Source organism: Brevibacillus sp. FSL K6-6036, assembly GCF_037964015.1.
Lineage (GTDB): Bacteria > Bacillota > Bacilli > Brevibacillales > Brevibacillaceae > Brevibacillus > Brevibacillus borstelensis.
The window spans coordinates 3490438-3509826 of sequence record NZ_CP150173.1; the positions used below are offsets into that span (position 1 = coordinate 3490438).

The following is a 19389-nucleotide window of genomic DNA, read 5'->3' on the forward strand; positions in this document are numbered from 1 at the left end:
ATTTCATCGGATTTACCAGGGGTTTAATCCAATGTCCATTCTAAGGGGTGCACTTCAGATAGCCTCGGGGTTGTTGTTTTATTTATACCAGAACTCGCTGCTTGAGTCCCATAAGCTGGCCGATAACAGGCGGATAAAGCTCGGGTGTTCCGATCAAGCTCCATGTATCGTCACCGGTTTGGCCGACCAGTCCGGAAATCAGCCAGTCGGAAGCGAGCTGCAGGACATCCTCTGCCGGAAGCGTGAGCAGTACCCGATCGCCCTTGCTGTTTTTGACGTACCAGCCTTCCGCTGTTTTCTCTTCCAGAACCATTGTCTCTTCCTTCACCGTGCGGAAGCTCTCTTCGCTGCCAAACAGCCGCTGATGTGCATCCTTTTCCAGCAAAGTCCGGTAGCGGTATGCTTCAGGAAGCGTCTCCTTCAATTCTGCCAAAAGCGGCTGCATGACCGGCGTCAGCGTTGTCTGATGCTGTTTGTCCAGCCATTTGAAGAAAGCGGTCAAAACCGACAGCAGATTGGTTGCCAGCGTCTTCGTCGAAGCATCCACACGCGTAAAGATGTCGTGAACCAGGAAGTATGCCAGGTCCTCGCGTCTGAATTGCTCCCAGGAAAATCCGGGACCAAAGGCGCTCCGTACAAACGAGCGGAAGTTGGTCATGACCTCGTCGTACTTTTTCACCGTTGCCTCAGACTTGCCTTCGGTCATCTCCTGAACAAATTGGTGGATATCAGCCAAACGCTCCGGTTGAACCGTATAGACGCTCTCAGGCAATCCCTCGATCAACGGTCTGGAGAGCAAGCCGGCGATATGCAAATCATCGTTTGCGATGGCCAGGCGCGATTTGAGCGACTCCACCCGGATAAACCGGGCAACGCCCTGACCCAGCTTGTTGTCTTTTTCCAACTGCTCCACCAGCTTGTGGAGCTTGTCCTGCATCGTCTCATTGTCAGATGCAGCGACCAGGACCGGTGCGAGACCGTCCAGTGCGTCGTTCGCGGACAACAGCCATTTTTCCGTAAAGTACGTCTGGACAGCCCATTGCAGCACTTTGGAGGGCAGCGTAGGCTGACTTGTGATGAACAGCGTTCCTTTGGTCAGCTTTGCTCCCGTCGAGGACAGAGCTGTGATCGCTTCCTCCCCGGAGCTTTGAGGGAGCTGCAAGAGTGCTGCCAGCTCATCCAGTTGGGGAGCATACCCTTCCAACAAGACTGTTCCGTCCTGGATCAGAACTTCCGCCTGAACCTCATACAATTCCAGCAGCGTGTCCTTTAACGCTGTAAAAAGATGTTCTTCCTTCCGCGGGGCGTAGACCCAAATCTCGCGAGAGCCCTCCCGCTTTTTCAGCTCCAGCATTCGATGCGATTCAATCATCCGCTGCAGGCGGGACATATCCGGAACTTGATAAACGCGCCGAACCATGCCCTGCACGCTCCGGGGAGTTTCTTCCGCGCCAAACTGTACGATAAAGCGATAGAAGGCAGTGGTGTAGGTGCGTTCGGCGCTGTCGTCTGCCGCTTTGGAAATCTCGGGATGGGCTTTGAGCCACTCCAGCAGCGCCGGCTTCAGGTGAGGCTGCAGGACGATGCTGCCGGTGAACAGCACATCGCGCAATCCGAGCGAAAGCAAGCGGCCGGCAATCAATTGCCCCGGCTCAACCTGCAGTGTATTTGTTCTGATGACGTATCGGACGTCGCCGCGCAACGGATGCTGAACGGTCAGCGCGTCACGGTCTACCTGCACGATCTCGTAAACATCGAGATTCAGACGGGAGAACGCACGGCGCAGATCAGGTTCCATCCGGCGCCCGTGCTGCTTGAGATAGTTTTCAATCGGCGTGTCGCCGTTCGTCTTGACGTCCAGTACAAGCCAGTTGAAGAAGTGCGCCGTCCACTCCGGGCTCATGACGCTCTCCCCGGACAGACCGACTTCAGCGGCAAAACGGGCACGCAGCTCCTGAACGGCATCACTGCTCACCTGTCCGCTGACAAAGTGATTCAGCCGCTCTACCCAGCCGGCGTACTCCTTCTGGAGCTTTTGTTCATGGCGGCTGCGGAGCTCCGTAATCGGTGTTACGACACCGCAGCATTTTTTGTATTTTTTCCCGCTACCGCAGGGACACAGTTCGTTTCTTCCTACAGACATAAGGGGTTTGGATCTCCTTTCTATCCCGTCGCGGCATGCGCAGGGATCTAGCGCAATCCCCCTATAACTACCGCATATTTCAGGTCTTCGTATGTTCTCGTTTTGGTTCGTGCGAGATGCCGGCGTCTTGGACTGATTCCCACTCCTTGATAAATTGCTCCAGCTTGCGAATCAGTCTGACTATGCGTTGCTGTTCCTCCATGCATTCGGATATGGCCGCCAACTGATTGGCGGCGAACAGCTCCACAACTTTCCGTTCCATCTCCTGTAGGCGAATCCGATAACTCGCGATAATGTCGCGCAGCAAGGCAAACCTAACCTCCAACCGGATCTTGGCCTCCAGATCACTCATTGCTGATCGTTGGCTTTCAGCACTTGCTCAATGCCAAGTGCGAGTTGCTCATTTTTATGTTTCTCTTTCATCAGAACTTCTATAGCTTGCATATTGCTTTTTTGGAAATGGGCAACAACCTCCTGAGCCATTTCCTGATTGCGGACCTGCAGACGGTCCAGGGCCAGGCGAAGCATTTCCTTGGCCTCCTGATAAGCAGATTGAGTTTGAACAGCGTTCATTGGCAATTCCTCCTCAAATTGTAGTTGTTCATGTTGTTCATGTTGTCGTGTAGGCGGCGCTTCTTGCTGCTCATCGGGTGCTTTGGCAGGTGATGCAGCAATTTCTTCCCGCACTTCGGATTGTTCTGAAGGTGCTTGGTTTACAGACTGTTGCTCGATTTGCGCGGTTGTGGGAGCTGCTTCGGCGCTTGCTTTCTCCAGTTCCCATTCCACTTGCTCGCCGTCTGGTTCGGCATCGGCATCATCTTCCTCAGAATCGGTGATGTCTTCGCGGACAATGATGTGAAGCGTCTCCTCATCTGTGCGAAACCGATCGTCCAGAGCGGACAAAAAAACGGAGCCCTGCGGCACTTCTGCTTCCAGCTCCAGAAAATGCGTAAGCGACCTAACAGATATTTGCGCAATGCCATTTTTGCGGCAAAATTGGTACACCTGATCGTTGGCCAATGTCCAATCGGCCAAAAACCAGCGAACATCCCCCTGATATTGGACGAAGCGAAGATCGCGCTCCAGTTGCAGCATCCGCATGATCTGATTCCATCCAAACTGCGTTTGTCGACGCAGCTCAGCTACGATCTGTTCCAGCGTTTTCGGCGATTGGGTATCGCGCAAAAAACGATACGCCAGATCAAACAGTTGATGGGGCTGGTACGTTACCTCCACGATCGCTTCTGTCCGCCCGATGCGCACAGGCGACTGTTCCATCTGCAGTACTTTGGCCAGCAGCGCTTCTGCATCCATGTCCAGAAGGGAAATCAGTCCGGTCTCGTTCAAACGCGCACAGATTTCTTCGCGAGGAAGCGAGCGTTCGCCTGACCGAAACACCTTTTTAACGATACTCGACAGGGTATAGGTTGGCCGTTTCATATACTTTCTCCTTCTAGTTCGCTTGGCAAAACAACCGCCAAACAAATGGGAATCACAAAGGTATTCGACACGAATAAAAAAAATCCTACTACGGATTGCCCCGATTGTCCAATCTGACTGATTAGAAAATATCTTGCTGGCCTTTTACGGGCAGATTTGTGCCTACAAAAAGAAAGGGAGGGGGATTATCCTCCCCCTCACTGTAAACAGCGCGAAATCGTACCGCTCTCCCGCCAATTTTTCGCTGCTTTCTACTCTTCTTCTGACTTTTTCTTTTTCCCTTTCTCTTTCTCCAGGTCTGTCTGCTTCTCTTTGGGCACGCGTTTTACCGGCTCTCCGGTTTGGGCGTTGAGCGCCAGAGTTTCCATATTAACCGGCAGGTAGACTAATTGCGGAAGCGAAGGGGTCTGCCCTCCGTATTCCGGATAAATATAGTACAGGGATACCTCCAGGTCGCGCAAAATTGCGTCTGTTGCCGCTTTTCCTTTGACGCTCGCCAGTTTTTCTTCTGTTTCCGGACGTTTGGTCATCTTGTGTTCTACTGAGCGAATCCCGCCTCTATCCGCATCGACCACAATCGTATACAGCGGCTGCAAGCCTATTGCGCCATTGGCAAACACCTCGTGGAAAGCGTATGTGTACTCCCGGTAGTCCTTCGACTTTTCAGCCCATTTTGGCCGTTCTGCAGAAAGACTCATTTCTTTTACGAGAAAAGATTTTTTTCCGGAAATCAATGCGTTTTGAACAAAGTTGACAGCCATTTTGCTTGCTTCCCGATCCGATAACGGCTCCTCGCGTTCTTTCCGTGCTTCGTCGTCGACACTGATCGTCCAGCCTTTCTTTTCTTTATCAAAAACTGCGTGAATGCCGGCCCTTGTTACAGGGGCATCCCATCTGCCATTTTTCTCGGCGGCTGTCTTTGTTTCCTCTCCAATATCAACGGGCACGGAGGGGAGCTGAAGCTCGGCTTTCAAAACACGCTCCAGCTTGAAGCTATCCTGCCAAGCAGACAGGTCAGCCTGACCGTTTATCTCGACCTGCTCCTCCTTTACTGTGCGCATGGGAGACACCGGCTCTCCTGTCAAAGCGTTGACCGCCTCTACCGTGCGCGGCAGGTACAGCCAGCTCCCGTTTTCTTCATCGTAAACCAACTCCAGCTTCAGATTTTCTGCGATAGCGTCCTTCGCTTTTTGGACCGGAACCGCTTTTCGCGGATCATCGACCGAGGACTGATTCGGAAGCTTTACGTTTTCCCGTTTGACAAACACAATATCCCTGTCTCCGTTCACGACCACTTCCGCTGCTTTCTTCTGTAACGGAACGCCGTTGATCGTAGGATAGACTGACCAGATGGCTTTGTTTTCGTGCTGACCGTCCTCGATGCCCAACACCGCAAACGAGCTTGCCGTAAAATCGGGAGAGAGACGGTAGTTTACAAAATCGTTTACCAGCTTTTTATCTCCGTACAAATCGGGCAATTTTCCGCTTGCGGCATCCGGCTCCTTCACCTTTAAGGAGATCAATTCTCCATCCTCTTTGACCTTGATGGTAGCAGTTGCCTTCTCGTCGCTCCGTTCCGTCTTGCCCGCATTGGACAAGGTGACGGTGTATGTATCATCTTGATGGGAGATCGTCCCTACCCTCATATTTTTGAGCAGCGGAATATCATCACGCACGCCGGTGATTGTCAGTTGGGCTTGAAATGGCAGATCTTCCAGCTTGTTGAGCAGTGTCGTCATCAACGGCCGCTCTTGTTTTTCCGCAGCCCATGCCGGCGTAGCGAGCAGCGAGCACGCAATCAGCGCCACCAATGTTTTACTTCCGTTTTTCAATGAAAGCTCCTCCTTATTGATCACGTCTATTTGGTATTACGTTCCAGATAAGGAAATAGTCACACTGCTTTCGATCTATGAAAATAGGAGCCTTTCCGCAAAAAACCGCCTGCCGTAAGCAGACGGTTCTTTTTTAGGCTGTCATGCATCAATACCCTCGCCAGATTTTCCTCTTTACGACCGCGGAATAGGCCCACTCCTCGTCTTCCATGTCACTCAACGTTTGACCCAGCGCGTTCATCTTGCTGTCGATCATATCGAGGTGGTGGAACAGGATGGCCGTTGGCGTTTTTCCCGAGACGGCGCTTCCCCAGCCGTTTTCCACGTCGCCGTGGTGACTGAGAATGCAATGCTTCAGGTGAAGCACCTCCGCGTTCCCCAGCGGAATATCGTGTTTGCGGCAGATGCCGCTGACGATCTCCACTCCCATCACCAAATGGCCGATCAATTGTCCGGGCGTTGTATATTCGGGAGCGATCGGATCGGACAGCTCGTACAGCTTGCCGATATCGTGGAGAATGCAGGTCGCCACCAGCACATCCCGATCCGCCTGCGGATAGAGCGGGAGCAGCCTCTCCGCTGCGGAGAGCAGCGAGACGATATGCTCCAGAAGCCCGTGATAGTACTGATGGTGCATTCTCACGCCAGCCGGGAAAGCACGCAGTCTTTCTGCCGTTTCCGGGTCGCTCAAGGCTTCCGTGACGATGGTCTTCAGCGTATCGCTTTTCAGACTGTCGACCGCTTTCATCAGCTTGTCCCAAAGCTCGTCTGCAGGGAAGGGTGAGACGGGCACCAGAGATTCCATCTGCACCTCATCCGATGCTGTCGCCAGCCGGACCCGCTGGATGACCAGCTGCTTTTTCCCCCGGTAGCTTTGCACAGCGGCATCAATTTTGATGACGGACTTAACCTGAATCTCTTCTTTGAGCTCGGGTGTGACATCCCACAGCTTGGCACTGATCGTGCCCGAACGGTCTCCCAGCTCCAGATTGAGGTACTCGCTCTGGTTGCTGGCGACCCCCGCTTCCTTGCTTTTCACCAGACAAAACGCGACAACCCGTTCTCCCTCTTGATAATCAAGCAAATATTTCATAGATAGGACCTCTCGTTTTATTTTTTTCGAAACAGTGTCTGTTCGATCTTTTTCACCAGCTTTTTGCCCAGCAGATCATCTGCAGAACGGACGACCTTGGTGATGACGCGGAGCAAGTCTTCTTCTCCGTTCCAGTGCTCCTTCACGATGCTCTCGTCGACATCCACGAGTATTTTTCTCAGCGCATAAACGGCGAACACGACATCGTCCAGCAGTCCGAAAGCGCCTGTAATCGCCTCCGGGATAAAATCGATCGGTGAAATGAAGTAAGCGACGGCAGCTCCGGCCAAAGCCTTGGCCTGCAGACCGACGCGCTTGTCGACCAGCAGCCGCGCCAGCAAAACAAACAGGTCCGGAGCAAGCAAAATGTATTTCGCCACCGCTTCGTTGCCGCTCTGCTCCCGAATGAACGCCTCGATTTTGGCTCTCAGCTTGTCGTAAAAGCGCTGGTGCTGTTCAGGCAGCTCGATGGGAACCAATTCTCTCGACTTTTGAACTGCCGGCAGGTTCTCACCCGTACCGCGGTTGTCTTGTTGCTCTTCGCTCATGTGTGATTCCCCCTTTTCGGTTTTGACTGTGCCCTGCGCATGCGCCAAAAAGACCATGCGGCGATCAGGGCAAATACGGCTACGAAGAAGATCGCCAGGTTTCTGGCAATGAGATTGAACAGCTCGTCCCAGCGTTCGCCCAACTGCCACCCGAGTGTGACGAATAAAACACTCCAAAACAGCCCACCTGAATAGGTGTACAGCATGAAGGTCGGAAACGGCAGACGGGTAATCCCGGCGAAATACGCGGTAAACTGTCTGACACCAGGGATAAAATAACCGAGCGGCAACGCCCATTTTCCTACCTTGTTAAACCATCCTTCCGTTTTTTTATACAGGGAGTAGCCCAGTCCCAACTTTTTCCCGTACCGCTCGATAAAGGAAAAGCCCAAGGTTCTGCCGATCCAGTACGCTGACGTCATCGCGGAGATCGACCCCAAGAAACAAGCGATAAAGGTGGGAACGAGCTTTAACTGCCCTGTGGACACCAAAAACCCCGAGAAGACGAGCAGTGTTTCCTCCGGAAGGGGCATTCCGAGAATTCCTAGAAAAAACAAGCCGAACAAGGCTCCATAACCATAGTGTGTGATATATCCGCCAAACGATGTTACGATTTCCTCCATGCAAGACACCACATTTCAACACCGGATAAACTACTCCCTCATTATGCCAAAAACAAAGCTCAGGCACAAACATTCGCCCAACCATATTCCCTGATTTTGGAAATTGCTGTAGAAAAATGACGAAAAACTGCACGTCAGCCGTGGCTTTCTTGGTCCCTTTTCGCTATAATGAGTTGAATGAGTTGAACTGGTAAACGAGGGACAAGCCGGCATGTGGAAAAAAATCTTCCGAAAAATGAAGTACGAGTACTACAAGCTCATCCGGATGAAGGGAGCCCCATCCTTTGTGGCTCGCGGATTCTCCGTTGGTATTTTCGTCGAGTTCATTACGTTGCCGACCTTTGGTCTGGCATTTCTCCTGCTCTTTCCGCTGGTCAAACTGTTCCGTTGCAGCCTGCCTGCCGGACTGATCGGCTTCGTCATCGGCAAGCTGGTCTTGCCTATCTTCATGGTTTTGAACTATCAATTGGGTTACTCGATCGTGGGCAGGCCTCTTCAGGAGCATCTGGAACACAACAATGAATCGGTCGCGGGCTGGCTGGTCTGGATGAAGGAAAAAGGATTGGCTTATTTTACCGGAAGTGCCGTCATGGGGCTGATCGTCGCCATCGGAAGCTACTTCCTGGTGTACTCCGCTTTGCAATGGTACCGTCGCAAGCGTGCGCGGCGTGTTCCTGCGCGGGGGCCATCCACTCCGTAAAACAAAGCCCGCAAGCTGCAGAACCGAACATGCGTCTGGACGTTTTTCACATGAAAAAAGACCGGTACTGACTCTATCGTCAGACCGGTCTTTTTTCATGCGGCATAGATTATCCAAAAAAGCCCTTTTCCCGCAATTGGCTCATGATTTCAGCAACGGTCAGGTTGCCTTCTTGAAGCAAGCGAAGAGTTTCCTCTACCTGTTCAGGGGACAGTCCGTTAGCACCCAGGCTTTCTCGGACAAGGACGATGTTCGGACGGCGGAAGTGCGTTTGCAAGGTCCGAAGAACGCGTCCTTCCAGTGACGTTTTCAGCATCAGTTCAGTTGTCGACATCTGTTCCACCTCTTTACTAGAAAGATTTGCGCGTACCTTTCATTATCGTACAAACCGGACAAAGAATCAATGTTTAGATCTCCGGCATCAGACGGCGTTTGTGCTCCGAAATTCGGTGCAAGTAATCGATGCGCTTCTTGGCCTCCGGATTTGTTTCTCCTGTGATCAGCAGCCGATCCAATTCCTCGTAGGTAAAGCCCATTTCCTGTTCGTCCGTCTGTCCTTCCCACAGGTCTGCAGAAGGCGGCTTGACGATGATGGATTCGGGAACCCCCAGTTCACGGGCGAGAATCCGCATCTCGTGCTTGGTCAGGCTGGCAACCGGGTTAAAGTCAGCCAATCCGTCGCCGCCTTTGGTCATGTATCCGACATGAACCTCGCTGCGATTGCAGGTGTCTGCTACCAGGTACCCCTTTTGATTGGCGATCGCATAAAGCGTCGTCATGCGCAAACGCGCTTTGGTATTGCCCCGGGTTTTATCGTCCAGCTTCAGCACACCTTCAATCGCAGGCAGGATGGCATCATACGCCGGACCGATATCCACCGTAAACAGATCGAGCTGGATTGCCTCTGCCAATTTGCGGGAATCCTCTTCGTGGACAGGAAGTGAATAGGCAGGCATCCATACGCCGATGACCCGGTCCCGCCCAAGTGCACGGACGCAAAGCGCTGCTGTCACCGCGCTGTCGATGCCCCCGGAAATTCCGACGACTGCACCGCCCAGGCCAGGTCCGTCCACCTGCTCACGGATGAAGGCCAGTCTTTTCTCGATATCTTCTTTCACATGAGCCTGGTAATTCGCCAAATGTGCTTCAAACTTGTCCAAGTCAAGTCCCCCCGTCTCCAACATTTCCTCCTCATCCTACCATGCGGAATTGACTGTGGCAATCGACGGCAAACAGGTCTACACTATAGAGAGAAAGACTTACTTTATGAAGGAGCGAACCGATGATCATTCTCAAAAACCAAGAAGAAATCGACCAGATGAGAGCAGCAGGCGAGATTCTGGCTGCCTGCCATCGGGAGTTGGCCAAATTGATCCGCCCGGGCATCACGACTTGGGAAATCGATCAATTCGTCGAGGGATTTCTGAAAAAACATAACGTAACTCCCGAACAAAAGGGATATTCCGGCTATCCATATGCGACATGCGCTTCCGTCAACGATGTTATCTGCCACGGCTTCCCTAAAAAAGAGCCCCTCAAGGATGGAGATATTGTCACGATCGACATGGTCGTCAACCGCAATGGCTGGCTCGCCGACTCCGCCTGGTCCTACGCTGTCGGCAATATTTCGGAAGAAGCGAGACGGCTTCTGGAGGTCACGGAAAAATCCCTGTACCTGGGGATTGAGCAGGCAGTCGTGGGCAATCGGATCGGCGACATTTCCCATGCGATTCAGACCTACGCCCAGGAGCAAGGGTACTCGGTCGTTCGCGACTTTACCGGCCACGGCATTGGGCAAAAAATGCACGAAGAGCCGTATGTTCCCCACTACGGTCCGGCAGGCCGCGGGCCGCGCTTGAAAGAAGGCATGGTAATTACGATCGAGCCGATGCTGAACGTGGGGACGTATCATGTGAAAATCGACGAGGACGGTTGGACGGCGCGTACACGCGACGGCAAGCTGTCGGCACAGTATGAGCATACGATTGCAATCACAGCTGACGGTCCGTTGATTTTAACAAAGCAATAACAGGCATAAAAAAAGTGGCCCCCTTTTGATCAGGCGGAGCCACTTTTTGCGTTATGCGCGGACGCTGTTTGCAGTAGTGCTGGTCAACTCTTCCAGCTTCTTTACGTCTTTCTCCAGCTCGCGAATATCTTCTTCAATCAGCTTCTTCAAGTGCTGTTTCTCCCGCAGTACCTTGCGGGTCTGCTCCAGACGCTGATTCATGTCGAACACGCCGAGATACACTGCCTTTCCCTCCCTATGTAAGTGCTGCACTCTACCTTACATCGTATGCAGAAAGGCAAAAAAGTTGTCGTCTAAATCCCTCTCCACTTGGCCAATTCCGCGCGCAGGCGATGCACCTCTTGGACCAGTGCGCGTTTTTCCAGCCGTTCGATCTCACTGTCCAGATCGTAGCCGCGTCCGAACATCGGGTCAAAAGGATCGCAGCCATCATGGCTGTAAGACCAAACCGGCTCCTTTGGCATCAGCAAGGCCAGGAGAAAATAAATCAGAAGCGGCACACCTGTAAACAAGGTCAGGATCACCACACCGATCCTCACCAATGTAGCATCTACCCCGAGAAAACGGGCCGCTCCCCCGCAGACACCAAACAGTCGCTTGTCGTAACGAGATCGATATAGACGTCTTTCCATCATGACATTCCTTCCTCTCTTTGTATCCGTTTCCGTTTGTATCTCCAAGATACCCGAAAGGAACGCCGATCAAAACTGGCCCTGGGGGGATTTGTCCTCCGTCCCGGGACGGAGGACGCGGTCGGACCCCGTTTGGCGTATGAAATGGCAAAGCTACGACCACTCTACAACTGAGGTGAATTCGATGCCATTTCTGATCATGTTTCTGGCTGCAATGTTGGCAGGATGCACGCCTGCAAATGAGTCGCCCGGACAGATGCGGACAAACGCTGTTTTGGATAGCGACCGAAGCATGTATTACCAGCAAAACGTCCTTCTCCCCCCTGGCATGGAACCAAACGCCACACCGTACGGAACACCGGCAAATTCCGGAACAGCCGGAGAATACGACCGCAGCCTTCGAAAAGACGCCGTATCCCATTACCCGGGGTTCGAATAAAACGACTCGTCGTCAGATCACCTGATTGGCAAGCAGGGCCTGCGTAATGCCGATAAAGTATTCCGATTCCCGGCGAATGTGGTTGAGCACAGTTATGGCTACGGGATTGTTGCGATACGGTGCACTTGTTTCCCCTATTTGGTTAAGGAGCTGGATAAACTGCTCACTCTGCTGCATCGCGAATGTGACCAGCTCCCTGATTTGGTGCAGCGTTTCAGCGCTCACCTGATTGCCCGACCTCACGACAACTTCGATGTATCGTACGAACATGCCTTGCGTTTGAGCAAAAGCCTGCTCCCACGCCATCAGTGCCTCTACGAACGGCGTTTCCAGATTGGGCGCAAGCTCCCGAAGCACAACGGTATGCTCGTTCTCTTGCTGCTTCCAAAAGTCTCCCTCGTCCAGAATCCTGAGCGGCATCTTGTCATCGTAATAAAATTGCACAAAGACTCCTCCTCTGTATATCTGTGCCCGTTTGGGTCCACCACAGTTTATGTGCCGAAAGCCCAAGGTTGTGCTTGATTTTCCAAATAATAAAGACCGTCCGCAGACGGTCTTTACTTGCTATTCGATTGGTACACCGGCCGCGGACGTTCAAAAAGCTCACCCAGCCTGGCATATGATTGTCCTGCCAGACGGCTGACAGGAGCAAAGGCTTCGATGTCGATTTTCCCGTTCTGGTACAAACGGTCTTCCACATGGACGTGAACGACTTCGCCGATAATCAGGTCGGACGTGACAGGATCGCCCAGTGTGACGATTTGATGGAGCCTGCACTCAAAGTGGATGCGAGAGTCGGCCAGCCGGGGCGGACGTACGACCGCACTTGGCTCGGTGGCCAGCCCGAGCGCATCCACTTCCCCTATCTCTGGAGGAAAGTCGGCAGAGGTTTCATTGGCAACGTCAACATTGCAGACGTCCACCATATTGACGACGAACTCTTTTGTTTCCGCGATGTTGCGAGCAGTATCCTTTCTGACACTGCCTGGCTTGCGCATGACCGCAATGGAAACCATCATCGGTTCAATGCTCGCCACATTGAAATAGCTGAACGGAGCCGCATTCAGGACACCGGCTCGGCCGATCGAGGTCACCCAGGCGATCGGCCTCGGTACGATGCAGCCGATCAGCAGCTTGTATTTGTCCTGTCGTTCGATTGCGCTGATGTCGATTTCCACGAAAAAACACCCCTTTTCACTCCGGCGACACAGGTGGAAGCCAGCTGTTCATATAGTCCGGGTCTTCGATCTCCAATGCCTGCTTCGTCACATACAGCGGTTTGAAGGTATCCAGCATGACCGCCAGCTCCTTCGTCTCCTTTTTGCCGATGCTCGCTTCCACTTTCCCCGGGTGGGGCCCGTGCGGAATGCCCATTGGATGGAGCGTGATGGACCCTTCATAGATGCCTTTGCGGCTCATAAAATTGCCGTCGACGTAATACAGCACCTCGTCACTTTCTACATTGCTGTGAAAGTAAGGGGCGGGAATCGCCTGCGGATGATAGTCGTACAGTCTCGGCACAAAGGAACAGACGACGAAATTTTGCCCGGCGAAGGTCTGATGAACAGGCGGCGGCTGATGAATCCTTCCGGTGATCGGCTCAAAATCGTGAATGCTGAGCGCGTACGGATAGAGATATCCATCCCAGCCCACCACATCAAAAGGGTGAAAATCAAACATGTAGCTGTATAAGGTGGACTGACGCTTGACCCGAACTTCGAAGGAGCCCTCCTCTACATGTGTATCCAGCCTCTCCGGCACGCGGATATCCCTTTCGCAAAACGGCGAATGTTCCAACAATTGCCCGTGCTCGTTGCGGTAGCGCTTGGGCGGAACGATCTCGTTCTGGGATTCGATGACGAGGAATCGGCTCGGCGTCTTCATTTCAATCCGGTAGGTGGTACCGATCGGAATCACCAAATAATCTCCCGGGCAGTACGGAATCGTTCCGAAAATCGTCTGCAGCTCGCCTTCTCCCTGATGGACGAACAGAAGTTCATCCCCGTCCGCATTCCGGTAAAAGTAGTTCATCTCGTCTGTAGGAACGCAAACGCCGAGCACGACGTCGCTATTGCCCAACAAATACGTTCTGCCCGAAACAGGGTCGCCTCCTGCCGGCGCATCGAACGTCTTGAAATGCTGATGCTTGAGATCGGCTTGCTCGACATATTCCGGCTTTACGTCGGCAACCCTTTTCGTCGAGCGGACCTGGGTCGGCGGATGATGGTGATACAAAATCGATTGAATGCCGGAAAAGCCTTTTGTTCCCATGACCTGTTCCCGGTACAGCTCCCCGTTTGGCTTGTGAAACATCGTATGCCGCTTCTTCGGAATCTCACCCAAGCGGTGGTAAAATGCCATTGCGAACCCTCCTATTCGGAAATGATGTTTTGTAATACGCCGAGCCTGTCGACCTCCAGCTCCACCACGTCACCGGCTTCCAGCCATCGGTGGCGCTCCGTCCCCAGCTCGAGGATGCACCCCGTCCCGACTGTACCCGAACCGATGACATCGCCGGGGTAAAGCGGACAATCAGCGGAAGCGCGGGCGATCATCTGGGCAAACGTGTAGTGAATGTCCTGAAAATAGCCGCGGGACAGCTCGATGCCGTTCACTCTTGCGACCATCGTCAGCGCAAAGCGATTGCCTTCCTCGCCGGCTATGCAAACATCGGCGAGCTCGTCTGGCGTAACGAGCCACGGACCCATGGAAGTGGCAAAGTCCTTGCCTTTTGCCGGGCCCAGCCCTACCTTTACTTCCTCCCGCTGAAGGTCGCGTGCGCTCCAATCGTTCAGGATGCAGTAACCGGCGATGTAGCGATCCGCCTGCTCGACAGGGATGTCAACGCCCTCCTTGCCGATTACGCAGGCAAGCTCCAATTCATAGTCGAGCCATTTGGTCGTCGCTGGCTTTTTCACATAAGCATTCGGGCCGACAAAGGCGGCTGCATTGGAAAAATAGAAGACGGGGAAATGATACCATTGCGGAATCATCTCCAGCCCGCGGCGTGCGCGAGCCGTCTTGACATGCGCTTCAAACGAGTAAAAATCCCGAAAGCTTCGGGGACGAGGCAGCGGCGATCCAAGCAAGACAGCTTCTAAAGGAAAAGACTGCCCTTCGGCAGGAGTCCCAGCCTGTTGTGACAGAAGCTGCAAGGGCTCTATCCACCTCTCCCACTCATCCAGCAGCTCCAGCATCCCCGGCGGCGCCCCCGCCAGGCTGGAGGCGATGTCTACGATGCGGTCCTCCCGCAAGATTCCGGCTCTCCACGCCTGCTGTTCTTGCATTCGATACGATACCAGCTTCACATGCTCTCCCTCCTCTCCTACGGGCCCCAGCCCCGGCTTCAGACAAGCAAATGAAAGCAAAAAAGCCCAGCATACGAACAAGCTGAAGCAAGGAGCCCGAAAACGGTATCATCCATTTTCGCGGGCACCCGATCAAGCTTATTGACGTACGCTGGGCTCAGTCTGCTAACGAAGAAGACCTTGCGGGAATTCCCCCGCAGACGACCAGCAATTTCCATTGCTCACTGTTTTTTCATTGGTATATTTATCATACCGGAAACGCTTTTCGGTTGCCAGAGGCAAAAGCGTTTTTTCTATAAGCGGTTTTATCTATACGTTTTTCACTCCAGCTATTTCATGCCAGTCCCTCGCCGGCAAAAAACGTCCTGTACAGCAAGGCCATATCCTCCGGCAGCGGCTCCGTCCACTCCATTTCCTGTCCCGTCCGAGGATGGGCAAAATGGAGCCTCGCTGCATGCAGCGCTTGCCGCCCGATGTGGGCTCTGCTCCCCCCGTACATGTCATCGCCTGCTAACGGATAACCCAGATGGCTCATATGGACCCTGATCTGATGCGTTCGTCCCGTTTCCAGCTTCAGCTCCACCAGGCTCATGCCAGCTCCCCGCTGCCTGACCCTGAAACGGGTTACGGCCTGCTGGCCATCCGCTCGAACCTCCCTCGCAATGATGGAGTCGTCGCGAAGACCGATCGGCTCGTCAATGACACCTTCTGTCTCATCGCACACACCCTCGACGATGGCTATATAGTATCGGTGCAGCTGGCGTTCCTTTTGGAGACGGCTGAACTGCTCGTGCGCCCACTGGTTTTTGGCTACGATCATCAGTCCTGACGTGTCTTTGTCCAAACGATTGACCGGACGGAATTTCCGCTGCTCTCCCCGCTCCTGCCAGTAGTGCGCCACGCCGTTTGCCAGTGTATGGCTGCTGTGATTCCCCGTCGGGTGGACGACGAGTCCCGCCGGTTTGGCGATGACCAAAATGTCCTCGTCCTCGTAGCGAATATTCAAGTCCATCGGTTCGGGTGCGAGCATTTCTTCTTCGGCCGGGACGAGTACGCGAACGACATCTCCCTCTTTCAACCGCTCTGTCACATAGACGGAAACACCGTTTCGCGTAATATCCCCCTGGTACTTCGCCCTGACCAGCAAGCGCCGGGAGACGCCGAAGTCTTTTTGCAGCACGTCGCGGATGGTCATGCCTTCATGCCGTTTGGCGGCTGTTATTTGCAAAAGCTCTTCCAACATGCAGTCACACCTTCTGTCGCTTCAACTCCTGCCAGTATATCAAAAACAGCTGTGCGCGTCCTGGCGAAGGCCACTGATGTGGGAAAGCCCTTTTAAACCCCCACGGTTTTCCAATTGTATCGCAATATGAAAACAATGCACAGAAGACCGGGTCTTCTATCCCCATACAGAGGAGAAACCTTCAGGAGTCGATGAAAATGGACAAAAGCTTTTCCACATGGATAAAGAACTTTCCATTTGGCGGAAACGTCCGACAAGACGCTCTTTCGCTGCTTCGTTACCACCAGCTTGATCATATTGCCGAGCATACCGAGCGAGTCGCCAAAGAAGCGATTCGATTGGCTGAGCAATTCCATGTCGATCCTCGCTTGGCCGACGCCGCCTTCGTTTACCTTGACTATTTATGGGCGCAGCGCACCAAGCTTCGAGTGATCCATCCGTGGCTGAAGGAAGCGTATTTGCAGCTTCGCGGGGGACGCGATCTGTACTGCTGACAAGGCTCCGGTCTGTCGGCAACCTACTTTATCCAAAGTGACACCTGCCCGCTGCTCGCTGTCACTTTGGCCTTGCCGCCGATCGGAAACGTGATCATCGGACTGGTATGCCCAAAGTCAGCATTGGCGACCACCGGCATGGCTGCCAGCTCCGGTTTGCTGCGGATGATCCAGACGAGCTTTTCCCGGGTCATTTGCGAAGCTTTTTGAAACCGGCCGATGACGATTCCTTTCACGCCGGAAAAGGACGGCTGATGAATCAATGATTGCAAATCCCGGTCAAACGTCGAAGGAGACACATCCCGGTCGTCCTCGATAAACAGAATCGCTCCTTGCAAGTCAGGCATGTACTCTGTACCCTGCAGCAGATTGAGCGTACACAGATTGCCGCCGATGAGTGTCCCTTCCGCCTCTCCTTCCTGAATCAAAAGGTAGCCCTCATTCGGGATAAAGCTGCGATTTTCCTGATCCAAATACCATTCGTCGTCACTCCATTCAGAGGCAGGCGTGATTTGGAGCGGTCCCGCTTCGGCTTCTCTAGCCGCCCCCGCTTCCCCCTCCAGCAAGCAGCTTTGAAAGAGGCGGATCGTGTACTCGGCTCCCTTTTTCATTCCGAATGTGGAGAAATGAGGGCCCGAGAAGCCAATCAATCCTGTTTTGGCATAGATCGCATTGGACAGTGCCGTGATGTCCGAGTACCCGCACAGTATTTTGGGGTTGCTTCGGATCAACTCATAATCGATGCCGCGAAGCAGCTGATTGCTGTTGAATCCGCCCAGCACTGTCAAAATACCTTTTACGTTCTTATCGGCAAACGCTTCATGGAGGTCTTGCAGCCTCTCTTCGACTGAACTGGAAACAAACTCGTCGCAAACCTCCACATGTTTTCCATACGTTACCGTTAGGCCCATCGATTCCAATCTTTTTTGCGCCCGCTCTCTCACGTCCTGCGACAGGATCGCCATGCTTCTGCTCGGGGCAATCACTCGGACTTCGTCGCCTCTCTTTAATTTATCTGGCCTCATTTCCCTCACTCCTCGCGGCTATTCGTTCTTTGCCTGCCCTGAATGTAGACGCGTTATGATTTGTTCATTTATTATACAGGGGCAAACAACATTTTCCATAAAAAAACCTCCTTCACGTGGAAGGAGGCTGGTATTTTTGACAGTAGACGCAAAAATGTTGGCGGGAATCGATTACTTCGCCGCTTTGGCTGCTTCGATCGCAGCTTCGTAGTTCGGATGATCGCCGACAACCGGAACGTATTCTGCGTAAACGACTTTGTCGTTTGCATCCACGACAAAGACTGCACGAGACAGAAGACGCAGTTCTTTGATCGCTACGCCGTATGCCAGACCAAAGGAGAGGTCGCGGTGGTCAGACAGCGTTTGCACCTTGTCGATGCCGGCAGCACCGCACCAGCGGCTTTGCGCGAACGGCAGGTCGACAGAGATCGTCAGGATGGTTACGCCGTCCAGCTTTGCAGCTTCTTCGTTAAAACGGCGGGTTTGCGCGTCGCACACGCCAGTATCCAGAGACGGAACGACAGAGATCACGCGTACAGTGCCTTTGGAATCATCCAGAGTCACAGGGGTCAGGTTGTTAGCCAATACGGTAAAATTAGGAGCGGTGTCCCCTACCTTTATTTCAGGTCCGAGCAAGGTAACCGGGTTGCCTTTGAAGGTAAATGCGCCATGGCGTTCTACTGCAGATGTCATCAAATCTTCCTCCTCACAAAATGATAGTAGGTTATGTACCTTCTCAATCATACCTCATTTTTCTACGATTTTCACTATGGAAACAGGGAAATTACAGATTCAGTCGCAATCCGCCGATCTGATTTTGTTCAAGTTTGGTAATGCTTTTGATTTCGTGCTCGTACTCCCAGCCGCTCCGCCTGTTCAGCTCATGGCAGCGCATGAGGGCGTGATACAGCGCAAATATAAAGCTTACTTTTTTCAGCTCGTAGCGCGTGCACATCGATTGCGGGAGAACCGTGTTGATGATTTCAATTTGAAACGAACTTGTTTCACGGGGCCTGCGGGTCGGCACGACGAATCCCATCTGCTTCAGTACAAAGCCGTAATCAAATTCCCCGTTATCGTCGAAATCGACAGTCTCCTCCGACGTTGCCAGCCATTCCAGCAGCGTTTCCAGATCGAGCTGTTCAAAACACGCCGGCTTCGGCAGAGCCAGCACCGATCCGTCCTCGTTGATAAAGTAAATCGAATCGCGATAATGAAAGATCAGCTCGTCCTCTGGCATCTCTTCACAAAACATCCAGTTTGCAGGCGGTATCAGCATGCGCCAAATTTCGGCCGGGGTCTTTTGCAAAAAGTCCATGGCAGGGTCCCCTCCTTTCCCTACCATTTTGGGCAAATCCGGTAGCTGCTATTCACCCTGCCTGCTGTCCCTCTGCCTGTCTTTGATAAACCCGGCCCAATCTCCCGACGGAATGTAAATCCCTTCCCGTCTGGCCCAGTCTTCCTTTAGATACCTGTAGAGGAATGCCCGGATTTCTTCTCCTCCAGGCATTTTCATGACACTTTCCTCCACCCGTTCATACTCATTGCGAGGGTCGCCTGGTCCGAAATAGTCCTCCAGCTCGTCCAGTCCGGCCAGTGCTTCTTCATAGACGTCTTTGGAAAATGTGAGCAGCGCTCCTTTCACAGTCCCCGATTCGCCCCGCAGCAAGCCGGGATAACCGGCAGAAAAATGGTACAAATGTCCCCGTACTATCGCAGGCTGAAGCGTATGCGGGTAAGGCTTGACATACCTATTGTGGTTGCCGAAACCGGGAAGCAGAGAGCCATATACGAACACGGGCAGGATTCTCGTCATGAATATTTACACCTACTTCAAGAT

23 protein-coding genes and 1 pseudogene are annotated in these 19389 nt (G+C 53.0%); 4 read left to right on the plus strand and 20 right to left on the minus strand.

Features of this window, described 5'->3' with window-relative positions:
* Positions 1–82 precede the first annotated feature (82 nt).
* The 7 genes and pseudogenes from NST37_RS17560 to NST37_RS17590 all read right to left on the minus strand — a co-directional run.
* Positions 83–2173: pseudogene (locus tag NST37_RS17560) on the minus strand (SEC-C domain-containing protein); the annotation flags it as partial.
* A 49-nt stretch (positions 2174–2222) separates the two neighbouring features.
* Positions 2223–2495, minus strand: coding sequence for a hypothetical protein (locus NST37_RS17565; protein WP_003386684.1), 273 nt, complete (start codon positions 2493–2495; stop codon positions 2223–2225).
* A complete protein-coding gene (locus NST37_RS17570; protein WP_003386685.1) occupies positions 2492–3583 on the minus strand; it encodes a hypothetical protein in 1092 nt (363 codons plus the stop codon). Before NST37_RS17570 ends, NST37_RS17565 begins: the two co-directional genes overlap by 4 nt.
* A 251-nt stretch (positions 3584–3834) precedes the next feature.
* Positions 3835–5415 carry a hypothetical protein gene (locus tag NST37_RS17575; protein ID WP_039070874.1) on the minus strand — a complete coding sequence of 527 codons (1581 nt, stop codon included), beginning with the start codon at positions 5413–5415 and terminating at the stop codon, positions 3835–3837.
* 148 nt (positions 5416–5563) lie between these two features.
* Positions 5564–6508, minus strand: coding sequence for an HD domain-containing protein (locus NST37_RS17580; protein ID WP_003386687.1), 945 nt, complete (start codon positions 6506–6508; stop codon positions 5564–5566).
* A gap of 17 nt (positions 6509–6525) precedes the next feature.
* Positions 6526–7056, minus strand: a complete 531-nt coding sequence (locus tag NST37_RS17585; RefSeq protein ID WP_003386688.1) for a DUF1232 domain-containing protein — start codon at positions 7054–7056, stop codon at positions 6526–6528.
* Positions 7053–7679: a DedA family protein gene (locus tag NST37_RS17590; RefSeq protein ID WP_003386689.1), complete on the minus strand. Its 627-nt coding sequence runs from the start codon at positions 7677–7679 to the stop codon at positions 7053–7055. Before NST37_RS17590 ends, NST37_RS17585 begins: the two co-directional genes overlap by 4 nt.
* A gap of 211 nt (positions 7680–7890) precedes the next feature.
* Here NST37_RS17590 and NST37_RS17595 point away from each other — a divergent pair, with 211 nt between their 5' ends.
* Positions 7891–8379 (plus strand): DUF2062 domain-containing protein, encoded by a 489-nt coding sequence (locus NST37_RS17595; protein WP_003386690.1) that lies wholly within the window; start codon positions 7891–7893, stop codon positions 8377–8379.
* A gap of 109 nt (positions 8380–8488) precedes the next feature.
* On the opposite strand, the gene NST37_RS17600 is transcribed toward NST37_RS17595, so the two are convergent.
* Both NST37_RS17600 and nadE read right to left on the minus strand, forming a co-directional pair.
* The gene (locus NST37_RS17600; RefSeq protein ID WP_003386691.1) at positions 8489–8713 is read right to left on the minus strand and encodes a hypothetical protein; all 225 of its coding nucleotides are present in this window, start codon (positions 8711–8713) and stop codon (positions 8489–8491) included.
* Between the two features lie 73 nt (positions 8714–8786).
* Positions 8787–9539 (minus strand): NAD(+) synthase, encoded by a 753-nt coding sequence (nadE, locus tag NST37_RS17605; RefSeq protein ID WP_122958795.1) that lies wholly within the window; start codon positions 9537–9539, stop codon positions 8787–8789.
* A 122-nt stretch (positions 9540–9661) separates the two neighbouring features.
* Here nadE and map point away from each other — a divergent pair, with 122 nt between their 5' ends.
* On the plus strand, positions 9662–10408 hold the full coding sequence (gene map / locus NST37_RS17610) for a type I methionyl aminopeptidase (RefSeq protein ID WP_003386693.1): 747 nt from the start codon (positions 9662–9664) through the stop codon (positions 10406–10408).
* A 51-nt stretch (positions 10409–10459) separates the two neighbouring features.
* Here map and NST37_RS17615 read toward each other — a convergent pair whose 3' ends face one another.
* Positions 10460–10630 carry a hypothetical protein gene (locus NST37_RS17615; RefSeq protein ID WP_003386694.1) on the minus strand — a complete coding sequence of 57 codons (171 nt, stop codon included), beginning with the start codon at positions 10628–10630 and terminating at the stop codon, positions 10460–10462.
* A gap of 71 nt (positions 10631–10701) precedes the next feature.
* On the minus strand, positions 10702–11043 hold the full coding sequence (locus NST37_RS17620; RefSeq protein WP_003386695.1) for a PspC domain-containing protein: 342 nt from the start codon (positions 11041–11043) through the stop codon (positions 10702–10704).
* A gap of 181 nt (positions 11044–11224) precedes the next feature.
* Here NST37_RS17620 and NST37_RS17625 point away from each other — a divergent pair, with 181 nt between their 5' ends.
* Positions 11225–11479 (plus strand): hypothetical protein, encoded by a 255-nt coding sequence (locus NST37_RS17625; RefSeq protein ID WP_122958779.1) that lies wholly within the window; start codon positions 11225–11227, stop codon positions 11477–11479.
* A 12-nt stretch (positions 11480–11491) separates the two neighbouring features.
* On the opposite strand, the gene NST37_RS17630 is transcribed toward NST37_RS17625, so the two are convergent.
* The 5 genes from NST37_RS17630 to NST37_RS17650 all read right to left on the minus strand — a co-directional run bounded on the left by NST37_RS17630 (position 11492) and on the right by NST37_RS17650 (position 16030).
* On the minus strand, positions 11492–11923 hold the full coding sequence (locus tag NST37_RS17630) for a DUF2935 domain-containing protein (protein WP_003386697.1): 432 nt from the start codon (positions 11921–11923) through the stop codon (positions 11492–11494).
* A gap of 113 nt (positions 11924–12036) precedes the next feature.
* A complete protein-coding gene (locus NST37_RS17635) occupies positions 12037–12657 on the minus strand; it encodes a flavin reductase family protein (RefSeq protein WP_003386698.1) in 621 nt (206 codons plus the stop codon).
* Positions 12658–12673: 16 nt separating this feature from the next.
* Positions 12674–13840, minus strand: a complete 1167-nt coding sequence (locus NST37_RS17640; RefSeq protein WP_039070873.1) for a homogentisate 1,2-dioxygenase — start codon at positions 13838–13840, stop codon at positions 12674–12676.
* Positions 13841–13851: 11 nt separating this feature from the next.
* Positions 13852–14787, minus strand: coding sequence for a fumarylacetoacetate hydrolase family protein (locus NST37_RS17645; protein ID WP_003386700.1), 936 nt, complete (start codon positions 14785–14787; stop codon positions 13852–13854).
* Positions 14788–15121: 334 nt separating this feature from the next.
* The gene (locus NST37_RS17650) at positions 15122–16030 is read right to left on the minus strand and encodes an RluA family pseudouridine synthase (protein ID WP_003386701.1); all 909 of its coding nucleotides are present in this window, start codon (positions 16028–16030) and stop codon (positions 15122–15124) included.
* 197 nt (positions 16031–16227) lie between these two features.
* Between NST37_RS17650 and NST37_RS17655 the strand changes: the two genes are divergently transcribed.
* Complete coding sequence (locus NST37_RS17655; RefSeq protein ID WP_003386702.1) at positions 16228–16524, plus strand: hypothetical protein; 297 nt, start codon at positions 16228–16230, stop codon at positions 16522–16524.
* 23 nt (positions 16525–16547) lie between these two features.
* Here the strand turns inward: NST37_RS17655 and NST37_RS17660 are convergent, their stop codons facing one another.
* From NST37_RS17660 to NST37_RS17675, 4 genes are all read right to left on the minus strand, one after another.
* A complete protein-coding gene (locus NST37_RS17660; protein ID WP_339185618.1) occupies positions 16548–17549 on the minus strand; it encodes a S66 peptidase family protein in 1002 nt (333 codons plus the stop codon).
* Positions 17550–17720: 171 nt separating this feature from the next.
* Positions 17721–18242, minus strand: coding sequence for a thiol peroxidase (gene tpx, locus NST37_RS17665; RefSeq protein WP_003386705.1), 522 nt, complete (start codon positions 18240–18242; stop codon positions 17721–17723).
* Between the two features lie 91 nt (positions 18243–18333).
* Positions 18334–18867, minus strand: a complete 534-nt coding sequence (locus NST37_RS17670; RefSeq protein WP_031933476.1) for a hypothetical protein — start codon at positions 18865–18867, stop codon at positions 18334–18336.
* Positions 18868–18915: 48 nt separating this feature from the next.
* On the minus strand, positions 18916–19365 hold the full coding sequence (locus NST37_RS17675; RefSeq protein WP_024985674.1) for a gamma-glutamylcyclotransferase family protein: 450 nt from the start codon (positions 19363–19365) through the stop codon (positions 18916–18918).
* Between the last annotated feature and the right edge of the window lie 24 nt (positions 19366–19389).

Coding starts and splice junctions, on each gene's coding strand:
- NST37_RS17640 (WP_039070873.1), bottom strand. CDS start 13,840: ATGGCATTTTACCACCGCTTGGGTGAGATTCCGAAGAAGCGGCATACG.
- NST37_RS17660 (WP_339185618.1), bottom strand. CDS start 17,549: ATGAGGCCAGATAAATTAAAGAGAGGCGACGAAGTCCGAGTGATTGCC.
- NST37_RS17650 (WP_003386701.1), bottom strand. CDS start 16,030: ATGTTGGAAGAGCTTTTGCAAATAACAGCCGCCAAACGGCATGAAGGC.
- tpx (WP_003386705.1), bottom strand. CDS start 18,242: ATGACATCTGCAGTAGAACGCCATGGCGCATTTACCTTCAAAGGCAAC.
- NST37_RS17655 (WP_003386702.1), top strand. CDS start 16,228: ATGGACAAAAGCTTTTCCACATGGATAAAGAACTTTCCATTTGGCGGA.
- NST37_RS17670 (WP_031933476.1), bottom strand. CDS start 18,867: ATGGACTTTTTGCAAAAGACCCCGGCCGAAATTTGGCGCATGCTGATA.
- NST37_RS17590 (WP_003386689.1), bottom strand. CDS start 7,679: ATGGAGGAAATCGTAACATCGTTTGGCGGATATATCACACACTATGGT.
- NST37_RS17595 (WP_003386690.1), top strand. CDS start 7,891: ATGTGGAAAAAAATCTTCCGAAAAATGAAGTACGAGTACTACAAGCTC.
- map (WP_003386693.1), top strand. CDS start 9,662: ATGATCATTCTCAAAAACCAAGAAGAAATCGACCAGATGAGAGCAGCA.
- NST37_RS17625 (WP_122958779.1), top strand. CDS start 11,225: ATGCCATTTCTGATCATGTTTCTGGCTGCAATGTTGGCAGGATGCACG.
- NST37_RS17585 (WP_003386688.1), bottom strand. CDS start 7,056: ATGAGCGAAGAGCAACAAGACAACCGCGGTACGGGTGAGAACCTGCCG.
- NST37_RS17570 (WP_003386685.1), bottom strand. CDS start 3,583: ATGAAACGGCCAACCTATACCCTGTCGAGTATCGTTAAAAAGGTGTTT.
- NST37_RS17565 (WP_003386684.1), bottom strand. CDS start 2,495: ATGAGTGATCTGGAGGCCAAGATCCGGTTGGAGGTTAGGTTTGCCTTG.
- NST37_RS17620 (WP_003386695.1), bottom strand. CDS start 11,043: ATGATGGAAAGACGTCTATATCGATCTCGTTACGACAAGCGACTGTTT.
- NST37_RS17675 (WP_024985674.1), bottom strand. CDS start 19,365: ATGACGAGAATCCTGCCCGTGTTCGTATATGGCTCTCTGCTTCCCGGT.
- NST37_RS17600 (WP_003386691.1), bottom strand. CDS start 8,713: ATGTCGACAACTGAACTGATGCTGAAAACGTCACTGGAAGGACGCGTT.
- NST37_RS17580 (WP_003386687.1), bottom strand. CDS start 6,508: ATGAAATATTTGCTTGATTATCAAGAGGGAGAACGGGTTGTCGCGTTT.